Below are 12,532 nucleotides of genomic sequence, written 5' to 3'. Positions count from 1 at the left end.
GTTTAGGTTAGTAGTAATAGATTTAGGTTTTTAGTTATTAGGTTTAAGGTAGATTGATAGATTGTTTAACGGAGAACAATGGAGACCGTGAGGTTTTCATTTCGTTTGAAAAGGATTTTTAGTTAAACATAGGTGTACGTTGGAGCTCGTTGATGAGTTTCAGCGTATTTTTTTTGTGCCCGTTGAGCCCACACATCATCAAGCCCACAAGGTTCACAATTGCAAATTGGCCATTAGCCAACACACAAAAAAGAATGCCTATCAGGCCCACGATGCATACTGCGCATCGTGGGCCTGATAGGCATTATAACAAGGCTAAGCCTTTTCTTCCTTGTTTGCAAAAGCCCCAAAGTGAAGCAAGGCGTACGCCGCTATTTAGCGAACCTTCTCCACCAGGCAGACAGCATAGGCCGAGATGCCCTCCTGGCGACCCGTGAAGCCGAGCTTCTCTGTGGTGGTGGCCTTGATGCTCACTTGGTCCGCATCGCATCCCATGACATTGGCGAGGCAGGCCTGCATGGCGGGAATGTGCGGGTTGAGCTTCGGGCGCTCGGCGCATACGGTGGCGTCGATGTTGACGAGTTGGTAGCCCTTGGTGGCGATAAGCGCCACTACTTGCTTGAGGATGACCTTGCTGTCCATGCCCAAGGTGTCGTCCGACGTGTCGGGAAAATGGTAACCGATGTCGCGCATGTTGGCGGCGCCGAGCAAAGCGTCGCATATAGCGTGGATGAGCACATCGGCGTCGCTATGCCCCAACAGTCCCTTGGCGTGGTCGATCTTCACTCCGCCCAAAAAAAGGTCACGACCTTCCACCAACTGGTGAACGTCGTAACCCATTCCTGTTCTTATATTTGTCATGTTATCTACGTTTAAGCAAATCCTTAATGCCATCCATATCGAAACTCAGCGTGAAGCGGAGCGTCTGGTCGAGCGGGTTGCTCTTGGCCGTGGCAATGACGTAACCGGCGTCGAGCGAGAACACGCTCATCTTGAAACCGCCACCCACCGTGAAGTACTTTCGGTTACCCTTGTTAGCGCTCTCATGATGGTAGCCGGCGCGAAGGGTGAACTGATCGTGGTAGTTATACTCCGCACCCAAGCTCCATTGGATCTCCTGCAACTCCTCCTTGAAGCCACCGGGAGCGTCGCCAAAGCTCTTGAAGATACCGCTGATGCTCGAAACGTCGTAATAATCCTTCTGCACACGCTGCGTGTAATCCTCGGTTGTCTCACCCTCTTCCTGCTTGGGATAGGTGGGAACGAGCAACTTATTGGCGTCGGCTGCGATCGTGAAGCGGTTGTATTCGTCGACCGGAATCATCAGGGCGGCACCCAGACGCAGGTTGGTGGGGATAAACTCGCTGTTGTTGTAGCCACCAAACTTAATCTTACTACCGATGTTTGAGATGTTAAGACCCAATCCCAACTGGCACTCGCGCGCACCTATGTTGATATAGTTCTGGTAATAAGCGGCGATGTCGGCGGCAAAAGCCGAACCGGGCGACGTGTCCCGTGTGTAGTCGTAGGTAAGGTCCGAATAGATCCAACGCACGGCAGCGGCGATGGAGAACGTCTCGCTGAGCATGAGCGAGTAGGCCACATCGAGCGACATCTCATAGGGATTGATGGTGTTGCCGGCATTCGACGAGCCACCGTCTGGGATGGATGAATAGTTGCCCATCATCACCTCACCCAGCGAGAAATAACGGAACGAACCCGAAACGGCGCTATAGTCGCCTATGCGATAGTAGCCGGCAAGATAGGCAAGGTCCATATCGCTCACCAACTGGCGCAGCCACGGCGTGTAGTTGAGCGCCACTCCGGCACGGCTAATCGTAAACGGGTACTTGGCGGGGTTCCAGTATTGTGAGGTCACATCAGGGTCTGTGGCAACACCCACGTCTCCCATGGCGCCAGCGCGGGCGTCGGGAGCGATGGTCTGCGAGGTGACCGACGTGTTCACCGGGTTAAACATGTCCTTCTTATCCTGGGCGTTGGCCTGGAAGGACACAACGGCAAGAAGACATGCCACAACTATTCTCAAGGTCTTGTTCATTCTGTGTATCATTGTTGTATGGATGGTTGCAACACACGGCTGAACCGTGGGAACGACCAAAAATCATTGACTTCTATAGAAACGTAGGCAAGGGGTCATTTATTGTTGATGACGACGAGTTTCTTAGCTTTCGACGCTTCGGAACTGCCATCGCTCGATACGCGGACGCGATAAAGGTAAACACCAGTCTGCAACCGACCGCCTCCGTCCTGGCACAAGTCCCAATCGACTGTGTAAGCGCCGTTGGTCGACACGCCCGTCTCGGAGTGGGTCCACAACAGGCGACCGCTGGTGTCGAAAACATCAATCGTCACATCCATGGCCGAACCGCTGAAATCGTGACTGATGATGAACGTGGTGGAGGTGGAAGCGGGATTTTTCGACACGTCGATGCCATAAAGGGTGGGCTTCAATCCCTTCACCACATTGAAGTCGAGCGTGGCCGTCGAGGAGTTGTTGAGCACGTCCCACGCACGGAAAAGCAGCGTGTGGCGACCGGGCTCCAACGCCGGCAGACTATAGCTCACGGTGCCTCGTTGGTAGGTTCCGAAATCGTAGGCGAAATAATCGTTGAGCTTATAGGTCATGTTGGGACTGCCGTCGATCACGAGTTGCAGGTCGTGGCCTATGCCTGTGCCTGCCGCATTGATGCCGTCGTCATCAGTTAGCTGGGCTACGAAGTAAGGTGTGGGGTTGACGTTGCCGCCATTCTCAAACTGCGGTGTGTTGAGATAGCAGTAAATTTTCGGCCCCAAGGAGTCGACTGCGTTCTCGTCGCTTCCGCCCACAAGGAAATTGTCCTCGGCGCCATGGGCTATCAGTTGCTTGTCGTTGCTCACGGCATGGATGTTGATAAGGCCTCGCTCGTCAGAGTAATTGATGTCTTTGGGCACCACGAAGGAGAAGGCGAACGCACCATTGCGCACACTATCGGACCCCGTGAAGAGCGTGTTGGTGCGGTCGAAGAAGGTGAACGCCACCTTCGCCTCGGCGCTATTGTTCAGTCGGCAAGTAACCAACTCACGCGAGTCGCGCACCAATGCCGTCATCACGCCATTGAAAGTGGGGGCGTTCTCAACGTGTCCCGCCACTCGCGCCACGCTTCCAGCCTTGAGCGTAAGGGGGTTGCTGGCCGACGGACGGACGCCGTTTATGGAGTCGACCACTATGCTCAGGGTGGGCAAATGGAGCGCTATGGCGGGGTCGCCAAGGAGCGAATACTGCAACTTATTGACCGTAGTGTCCTGCTTGTTGGTAATCATCTGGTTCTTGGCCAAGCGCTGCGCCTCGCCAAGAGTGATAGGTTTGCCATCGGGAGCGGACAGCACATAGCGCATGAAAGCCATATTGATGGACTTGTTGTAATTGGAGTACACGGTGCGTGTGGTGCCGAAGAACGCCACGGCGCCTCCCTTGCTGTTGGTCACGGCAGCCTCTCCGATGGTGGGCTCCACGCCGTCGAAGGGCAGGATGTCGCACGAGGCGGTGACCCAAAGGGGAAGGTTGGTGTTGGAGAACTTCTCAAAGTCGCTCAGCGTCAGCACCCGCTCATGCGAGATTTGGTCGGCACGACCGTGTCCGGCATAGTCCATGATAAGGGCGCCAGCCTGCTGTTGCTGCTTCAACAAGGTGGTTATCTCGGGGTAACTGTTGCCTGTCGAGGTTGAAACGCCTTTGTATGCGTCCCACATCACTTTCTTTATCTGATAGCCGGGATGGCGTGTGGCGATGTCGTTGGCGGCAGCGTTGATGTCGGTCATGTGCAGATTGCTGTTGCCATCGTCGCCCATGAAGACCAACGTGTTCTGCCAAGCGCCAGCGTTTTGGTTCTCCACGTAGCTGATGGTCTTGTCTACCATAGCCTTGGCGTCGTCCTCGGTGGTGACGGGGAAGCGTCCAACGGCCATGTCGAGCTTGTCGGAGCGCATCTGGTCGACGCCCTCTCCATCATCGAGCAGGCAGAAGAAGCCATCGTCTACGAAGCATTTGATCTCATTGAAAGAGTTCTCGCTCTCAAAGCAAAGCAAGTAATCGTCGGGGTTGAGGTTGGCGCACTCGCTTGTAAGCATGCGGTTGTCCCACACGCAATCGCCGAAAAGCAACAAGTAACGGGGCATGTCGGCGTCGGTCTCAGCGCGGTCATAGAGCATCTTGAGGTACCGGCGGTAAGCGTTAGCGTCGGGTGTGCCACTGGAAAACTCATTGAATAGTTCGTCGGCCGGCACGATGCGGACACGCATGGCGTCGTGCTGCTCGTGGAAAGCGGCAAGGCGTTGGGCCTGCTTCAGCAGCTTCTGCGAGGTGGGAATGATAATGATCATGTCGGCGGCAGCGTCGGCATGATGATTTTGGTTGGTGATATGGTACACATATTCGGGCGTGGCAAACTGCGCCGCGAGGCTGGGAGCGGGTGCGGGCTTGTCCCAAGCCATCGACACATAGTCGAGCCGGATGGGGTCGCCCAACACGCAACGCACGCTCACCGTGTCGGAAGCCGTGAGCCCTGAGAGGTTGTAGGTGGCAGTAGCGGAGTTGCCTTTATCGTAGGATCCTAAGGAAACGTAGAGCTCGCCCACCTGCTTGCCGTTGAAAAAGACCGTTGCACGACTGTTCGAACCTGCCGACACGCTCACCGTTAGACGCCCACTCGTGGCACCCGTACGGTTGTTGAACACCACCTCTTTAGACTTCCCGTAATGAATGGGGTCAGGATCGAAGAGGTTGCGGCCGCCTGGATACCAGCTGTAACCATCCTTCTCGTAGAGCGAATGGTAATCGTCGGGCGACGGATAGAACGACGACAGGAACGCCGCCGAGTCAACCATCTGGGGCTCAGCGTCGGTCTCTGTAAGGAAATAATAGCCGTAATCGGAGTAAGGATTGCGTGTGCGGCGGGTGGCGGTGTTGTTCGCCCAACTCACCGGACCACGCGCATAGAAGAGACGTCGGTTGCCTGCGGCATAAGTGGGAACCTCGTGCAGGTCGTCGGTGGCACGCAGTTCGTCACCCACAAGCTTCTCATTCTGCAGGTTTCCGCCGTATCCATACACCTTCACCTTGCTCAGATTGGAGAATCCTGCCTGTCGGATGAACGACTCGGTAAGCTGGTAGACACCTGTGGAAGGCACGCGAATCTTGGCCCATGTGCCTGAGGCGAGCACCGAATGGTCGGCATAACGCGACGCCTCGGCTGTGCCTCGGGTTCCCGGCGCCATACGTTTCGCGCGTGGCAACACCTTGGAATCGATGCGTAGCATGAAACTGACGAGTATCTGATAGCGTCCCTCGCGATAGACCAACGGACAGAAACTCACCTCCAAAGATCCCTTCTTGCGACTGAGCACCAGATGTTGCTCCACGCGGGGAAGCGCCGGCAGCGAGTCGGCGGACAAACGATGGTAATGGGCTATGTCCTCCTGGGTCATGTCGATGAACTCCGGATAGAGAATCATAGAGGAGTAAACCGAATCGGCGAAAGCACCTTCCAAAGGCACGGAATAGCTGAACTGCGGCAACATCGAGTCGACGCTGACCTCGTCGGACGTCAGATTGAAGAACCGTTGGGCCGTAGCCGTCATGCTTATCACGACCGCCAGGAGAAGAAGTTGTATTCGTCTATGTTTCATGTTTTGTCTGTTGATAAAGGGAAGCGCACGAAACGCCATGCGCTGTTGCAAGCCATCGGCATCCAAGCACTATTAAGGGGCCTGTTCTAAGAGCAGCCACCAGAGGACGAGCCATTTGTAATGGCGAGCGCTAAGAGCAGCCACCGTAATTCGAACCTTTAGGAATGGCGAGCGCTAAGAGCAGCCACCGTAATTCGAGCCTTTAGGAATGGCGGGCGCTAAGAGTAGCCACAGGAGGCAAGGCGCAGTTACTTACAGTTGAAGTCGAGCACCTTTCGCTCCTCGATGTAGCCCTCCAGGTGATCGTCGATGCTCACGGGGCCAACGCCTGTTGGTGTTCCCGTAAAGAGGATGTCGCCCGTTTTCAGGGTGTAGAACTGGCTGATGTAGGCAATGATCTCATCGACCTTATAGAACATATCGCCCGTATAGCCCTGCTGCACCTCCTTCCCGTTGATGTCGAGGTGGAAGCGCAAGCGCTGGATCTCAGGCAGTTTTTCCTTGGGAACCCAATCGCCAATGCAGGCCGATCCGTCGAATCCCTTAGCGATATCCCACGGTTTGCCTTGCGAGGCGAGTTTGCGCTGCATCTCACGCGCCGTGAAATCGATGCCGATGGTGTAGGCGTCGTAATAGCGATGGGCAAAACGCTCAGGAATGTTCTTGCCCAAGCGGCAGATGCGCACCACCACCTCGGCCTCATATTCGATACGGCCCATGTGGTCGGGGATGAAGAACGGCTTGTGGTCCTTGAGCAAAGCGGTGTCGGCTTTCAGGAAAATGACCGGTTCCTCTGGTTTAGATAACGTACCGTGAAGCGCTTTATTGTGCAAAGCGTAGTTCATGCCAATGGCGAAAATCTTCATAGTTATGGATGATTAAGGTGAATATTCGATGAAGGAACGACGAACTTTCGTCCATCGCGAATATAGAGTCCGGGGGCAAGAGCCGAAGCATCGGTTCCCACTCCACGGCCGTCGAGGGTGTAAATACGGCCTGTAGCTGGTTGCACGGGCACGCTCTGCACGCCCGCTGCCTGCCGTCTCAACACTTCCTCAAGGCCAGCGGTGACGTCGATCTCGCCGTAACCATAGAGGTTGTTGGGATATGAGAGCATGGGGTCGTAGCGCCGACAAGTCTTTTCGAAGATACTCAGGCAATCGGAAGGCGACAAGGACGGGTCGGCCTGCAACCACAGAGCGATGGCTCCAGCCACCACAGGCGACGACATGGAAGTACCCGCGTTGCTGTTCCATGCGTAGGTACGGCCTTTGTGGGAGAAATGGCGGACATCCGAGTTGATGTCGCCCGCATCGGGATTGTTCTCCAAATAGAAGCTGCTGTACGACGAAATGATGTTTTGTCCGGGGGCCATCACATCAGGTTTGACGCGCCCGTCGAAGGTTGGTCCGACACCAGAGAAAGGCGTGCGGGCACCCCCTTGACCATTGTCGTAAACCTTCTGCTGTCCCAGATAGTTGACAAACTGCGTGCGATAGCCCGTCGCTCCCACACAGATAACCGCCGAAGCGCTCGACGGTGAGTTGATGCTGTGGCTGTTGTCGCCATCGGCAAGACTGTTGTCGACACTACTATGGTAGAGCCATCCTGTAACAGGGAAGAGCTCCACGTCGGCTCCTTGCCCAACGAGTTGCACAGCCACGGGATAACATTTGCTAAAGATGTGGGCCAAGGTGATGACATCCCAGTCGCAAACCACCTCATCGGCATTGTAGCAAGAGGGATAGGCCGTTGCCGAAACGACATACTTATAGTCGCCGACAGCCACCGTATCGACGAGCGTCGAGTCGTTTGTAGCAAGCACCTTGCTCATCGGAACATCGATGACCTGCGGCGCATCGGCCTGACTATATACCGATAAACGAAGCGTAAAATCGGCCGTTGCCTTGGTGGTAAAGCCCACATTCTGCAAGTTGCTGCCACAGAAGAGTCCCGCCGACTGCTGCGAGGGCCCCTTGTGGAGATAGTTGATGGCCTGCCCGTCGTTGCCCGCCGAGGAAACAATGATATGTCCAGGCCCTACAAGCGAGTCGAGCATCTCATAATAAAGCACATCGTAGCCTTGGAAATCCTGTCTCGACCCCTCGCTGAAATTGATGACGCACGGCTTCCCCACACGGTCGGCGTAGTCGAAGATATACTTGAACCCCAATGCGTCGAGGGCGTAAGTGTACTTGTAATAGTCGTCGGGATTGATGAGGGCGATGTCGTCGGTCGTGGCGTTGCACACCAAACAGATGTCGCTCTCCCACGCAATGCCGCGATAAGGCGACAGCGTGTCGGCTCCCTCCGCCCCACTTCCGGCTGCGATTCCGGCGGTGTGCGTGCCATGGGTCTGCTTCAACCCATCGCGTGGACAGCCCAAAGCCAATAGGCTATCGCGCCCCACATAATCGCGCCCGACGGGCAACGACGACTGGAGCGTATCGATGGCGAGTTGGTCCCAGAGGGCCTTGATGCGATACTGGGCCATGTCGGGAGAAAAGAAGTTGGGGTGCGTGAGGTCGAATCCGATATCCTGCACACCGACGACGACCCCCCGTCCGGTGTAGGCTTGCGGCAAACGAAGCAACTGCTGGGCAGATGTGGCGTTGACAACAACGGCCGTTGTGTCCATGTGGGTTGTGGCGCGTTGGCCCGCCTCAATCCTTACGACCCGCTCGTCGCATGAAAGCGGCGCCAAAGAGCCCAAGGGAATGTTGGCCACAAAGAGCCCTCCTTTCTGGGCAAGCACCTGCGCCCCCTGTTCGGTAAGGGGCGAACTGTCGGCCGACGCCAGTTTGACAAACGCCATGATCGTTCTCTCCGACCGCACGTTTGCCTTGGCAACCGCCTTGGCCTCCGTTTTGTTGGCCATGCGCTGCTGTGCGAGCCACGCCTGCCTGACGAGCGGCGACATCTTCCCAAAAGCCGGACGCTGCGCCCACGCCGAAAGGGTTGTCAACGAAAGAAGGGCCAAGGCCAACCATCTGCTCATTGCTTGCCACATATAATATAAGGTGTAAAAACAATATGGGGAACCGCGGAAGACCGCGTCTTCCATGGTTCCCCACTCGTATTGATGTATAATCAGTGATTAGTCGCCTGACAAAGAGAAGCGCTTGTAAGCAGCCACCTTCAGACCCTTGGCCTGAGCGTCGAGCCACTGAGAAACGGTCTTCTTGTCGCCCTCCTCGAACTGGAACTCCTGATCAACCAAGCAGTTCTCCTTGAAGAACTTAGCCATACGGCCCTTGGCGATGTTCTGGATCATGTTCTCGTTGAGCTTGCCAGCAGCCTCAACACTTACAGTGCTGATGATCTCGCGAGCCTTGTCGGCGTCCTCCTGAGAGAGCCAGCCCTTGGCAACGTTCGACTCGATGTGGTCCTCGCTGTCGACGAGATTGGCGTTGACGCCAGCCTTCTTCAGGGCAACATTGACCTGACGCTGGATCTGCTCCTCTCTTGTCTTCATGATAGCCACCTTGAGCTCCTCCTCCTTAACGCTCTCGGGCACGCTGGCCTCGTCGAGGGCCACGGGCTTCATGGCAGCCACCTGCATGGCAACCTTGTGACCGGCGTCCTCATTGGCGTCAGAGAGCTGCACGAGTGTGCAGAGCATGTGGCGACCCATGTGGTCGTAAGTGTAGATGTTGTCGCCCTCGAGCACGTTGTAGCCGTCGAGCTCCATCTTCTCACCCACAACACCTGAGCGGCGTGTAACGGCGTCGGCCACCTTCACGTCCTCACCGTCGTAGTTCACGGTCAGTTCGTTAACCTCCTCAAGTGTCTGAGCCTTAGCGGCCACGGCAGCGTCGAGGATATCCTGCGTGAGCTTGATATAGTCGGCACCGTTGGCAACGAAGTCGGTCTCACACTTCAGGGCGATCATGGCAGCGAAGCCATTCTCGTACTTAGCGAGCACGCAACCATTGGATGTGGTGCGGTCAGAACGCTTTGCAGCGATAGCCAGACCACGCTCACGAACGAGCTCCACAGCCTTTTTGATATCACCATCAGCCTCGGTCAGAGCCTTCTTGCAGTCTTTCATACCTGCACCGGTCATTGTGCGAAGCTTCTTGATGTCTTCAATTGTAACAGCCATAATGATATTTTACTTTAAAAAGTTTGATGAATAAACTTCAATATGATTACTCAGCGGCGGGAGCCTCTTCCTCAGCAGCGGGAGCAGCCTCGGCGGCAGCCTCGTCACGGCGAGCGCGACGGGGAGCGTGGCGACGGCCCTCAGCGGCCTCCTCAGCCTGCTCAGCGGCAGCCTTGTCGTCGGCCTTCTCAGCCTTGCGCTCCTCCAGACCCTCAGCGATAGCACCGCAGACAGCGTCGAGGATCACCTCAATAGAGTCCTTAGCGTCGTCGTTGGCGGGGATCATGTAGTCCACGTTGTTGGGATCAGAGTTGGTGTCGACCACAGCGAACACGGGGATGCCCAGGCGGTTAGCCTCCTTCACTGCGATGTGCTCCTTCATCACGTCGATGACGAAGAGAGCCGAGGGCAGACGAGTGAGGTCAGCGATAGAACCGAGGTTCTTCTCGAGCTTGGCGCGCTGGCGAGTGATCTGCAGCAGCTCACGCTTTGAGAGGTTCGAGAATGTACCATCGTTCATCAACTTGTCGATGTTCGTCATTTTCTTCACAGCCTTACGGATGGTGGGGAAGTTGGTGAGCATACCGCCCGGCCAACGCTCGATAACGTAGGGCATGTTGACAGAAGCAGCCTTTTCGGCTACGATGTCCTTGGCCTGTTTTTTAGTAGCGACGAACAGAACCTTCTTACCGCTCTTGGCGATGGCCTTGAGAGCCTCAGCAGCCTCGTCGATCTTGGCTACTGTCTTGTTGAGGTCGATGATATGAATACCATTGCGCTCCATGAAGATGTAAGGAGCCATGGCGGGGTTCCACTTACGCTTCAGGTGACCGAAGTGGCAACCTGCCTGAAGCAACTGGTCAAAATTTGTTCTTGACATTTTGTTCAATTTTTAATTGTTTACTTTCCTTTTTAATTCTTGTTAGCTGGGGTTCCTGCCCCGAGCGTAACCGGCCAATGGCCGTTGCTTAGAACCAGCAGCCAGGTAGCCTCGCACCGATCGTGGAAGAGTCCTGCCTGTTTGGATGCTAAACGTATCTCCGGTCTCACACAGATAGAGACCCAGGAGATATTAACGCTTACTGAACTGGAAGTGACGGCGAGCCTTGGGCTGTCCAGGCTTCTTACGCTCAACGGCACGGCTATCACGTGTGAGGAATCCGTGGTCCTTGAGGTTCTTCTTGTCTTCAGCGTTGATCTTCACCAGCGCACGTGCGATGGCGAGACGCAGGGCCTGGCTCTGGCCGGTGAAACCACCGCCGTCGAGGTTGGCCTTGATATCGTACTTCTCTGCGACCTCGAGCAACTGCAGGGGCTGCTTCACCACATACTGCAGGATAGCTGAGGGGAAGAAAACGGTGATGTCCTTCTTATTGATTGTAATCTTACCGGTGCCCTCTGTGACATAAACACGAGCCACAGCGCTCTTGCGGCGACCGATTGCATTAATAACTTCCATCTTGTCTCAAATTATTTATACTGGTTAATATCAATAGTCTTAGGCTTCTGTGCCTCCTGCTTGTGCTCAGCACCCTCGTACACATAGAGGTTGTTGAGAAGTGAGCGACCGAGGGGACCCTTGGGGAGCATGCCCTTCACGGCGTGACGAATGATCTTGTCGACGCCATTCTCGCGCTTGCGGAGATCTGCAGGCGTGTTGAAGCGCTGTCCACCGGGATAACCAGTATAGCGAGTGTAAACCTTGTCGGTTTCCTTCTTGCCGGAGAAACGCACCTTGGCTGCGTTGATGATGATGACGTTGTCACCGCAGTCGACGTGCGGAGTGAAAGTGGGTTTGTACTTTCCACGGAGCAGTTTGGCAACCTTCGAGCAGAGGCGGCCAACAATCTGGTCGGTAGCGTCGATCACTACCCACTCCTTTTGAGCTGTTTCCTTGTTGACGGAAATAGTCTTGTAACTTAAAGTGTCCATTTTAAAATTTAAATTTACTACTAAAAAACGTTTTTATACCTTATTTATAACAGAGACCTCACGGCGCCTCCAGTCTAAAAGAGACCATCCATGGCTTTCGCTCTGCTGCGCGGATGATTCACAAACCACCGTGTCCGGCCAAAGGCACGGCTATTTACACGTCCGCACGGGGGACTCTAAGCGTGTCCCGAAATAATCGGTGTGCAAAATTACATATTTTATTTCATACACATATTACCGACAAGCCCTGAACGCCCTACGTTTATTATATTTTAACGGTTTTAAGGTTATTTAACCACACCAAACCCTTCAAGAAGCTCCTCAAGGCAAAGATGGAAGAAGGGAGACGCTGAGGTGACGAGGCCAGAAGAAAGGAGCTCCCAACGAAGAAGGCGGAAAGGGACGAAACTGCCGGAAGAGCAGGGAATGGAAAATGAGAGAATGGGAAATGGCGCATGAAAGAACAGGAAACGGAAAGCGAGAGAACTGGAAACGGAAAGCGAGAGAGCGAAAACTCCCTGAGGGTAAGGCAAGAGACGGAAGACGGGCGCTTCGGAACAAGAAAAGCGCAAGACTTGCCGGTTTGAAGCACTCCGAAAACAAGCAACAATCTATATCAAGAACTACACATTTCTTTTCCACGACGGAAATGTTTGGCCGAAATACGCCATTCTCGGCGCGTTTTCGTAACCCTCTAACGCTCAAACACTTACATCCATCACACACAATTCCACATTGCACATTTATCATTTTTCACTAGTACTGATGCGATAAAATCGCATAGTTATTAAAATTCATCAAATAAAGTGA

Annotated in this window: 9 protein-coding genes; all 9 read right to left on the bottom strand. The window is 54.6% G+C overall.

Annotation, left to right across the window (positions count from 1 at the left end):
• Positions 1–375: 375 nt before the first annotated feature.
• Complete coding sequence (gene ispF / locus WKK33_RS06025) at positions 376–861, bottom strand: 2-C-methyl-D-erythritol 2,4-cyclodiphosphate synthase (protein WP_215759559.1); 486 nt, start codon at positions 859–861, stop codon at positions 376–378.
• A gap of 1 nt (position 862) precedes the next feature.
• Positions 863–2,059, bottom strand: coding sequence for a type IX secretion system outer membrane channel protein PorV (gene porV / locus WKK33_RS06020; protein ID WP_337932934.1), 1,197 nt, complete (start codon positions 2,057–2,059; stop codon positions 863–865).
• Between the two features lie 95 nt (positions 2,060–2,154).
• Positions 2,155–5,685, bottom strand: a complete 3,531-nt coding sequence (porU, locus tag WKK33_RS06015) for a type IX secretion system sortase PorU (protein WP_337932933.1) — start codon at positions 5,683–5,685, stop codon at positions 2,155–2,157.
• A 248-nt stretch (positions 5,686–5,933) separates the two neighbouring features.
• Positions 5,934–6,551 carry a fumarylacetoacetate hydrolase family protein gene (locus tag WKK33_RS06010; protein WP_287770260.1) on the bottom strand — a complete coding sequence of 206 codons (618 nt, stop codon included), beginning with the start codon at positions 6,549–6,551 and terminating at the stop codon, positions 5,934–5,936.
• 2 nt (positions 6,552–6,553) lie between these two features.
• Positions 6,554–8,683, bottom strand: coding sequence for a S8 family serine peptidase (locus WKK33_RS06005; RefSeq protein ID WP_337932931.1), 2,130 nt, complete (start codon positions 8,681–8,683; stop codon positions 6,554–6,556).
• Positions 8,684–8,782: 99 nt separating this feature from the next.
• Positions 8,783–9,790, bottom strand: a complete 1,008-nt coding sequence (gene tsf / locus WKK33_RS06000; RefSeq protein WP_337469670.1) for a translation elongation factor Ts — start codon at positions 9,788–9,790, stop codon at positions 8,783–8,785.
• Between the two features lie 46 nt (positions 9,791–9,836).
• Complete coding sequence (gene rpsB, locus WKK33_RS05995; protein WP_309438881.1) at positions 9,837–10,670, bottom strand: 30S ribosomal protein S2; 834 nt, start codon at positions 10,668–10,670, stop codon at positions 9,837–9,839.
• A gap of 192 nt (positions 10,671–10,862) precedes the next feature.
• Complete coding sequence (gene rpsI / locus WKK33_RS05990; protein WP_215759565.1) at positions 10,863–11,249, bottom strand: 30S ribosomal protein S9; 387 nt, start codon at positions 11,247–11,249, stop codon at positions 10,863–10,865.
• An 11-nt stretch (positions 11,250–11,260) separates the two neighbouring features.
• Complete coding sequence (gene rplM / locus WKK33_RS05985) at positions 11,261–11,722, bottom strand: 50S ribosomal protein L13 (protein WP_215759566.1); 462 nt, start codon at positions 11,720–11,722, stop codon at positions 11,261–11,263.
• Positions 11,723–12,532 lie beyond the last annotated feature (810 nt).

Origin of the sequence: Hallella sp., from assembly GCF_037460745.1 — a bacterium.
GTDB lineage: Bacteria > Bacteroidota > Bacteroidia > Bacteroidales > Bacteroidaceae > Prevotella > Prevotella faecis.
This window is presented reverse-complemented; position numbering and strand designations above follow the sequence as displayed.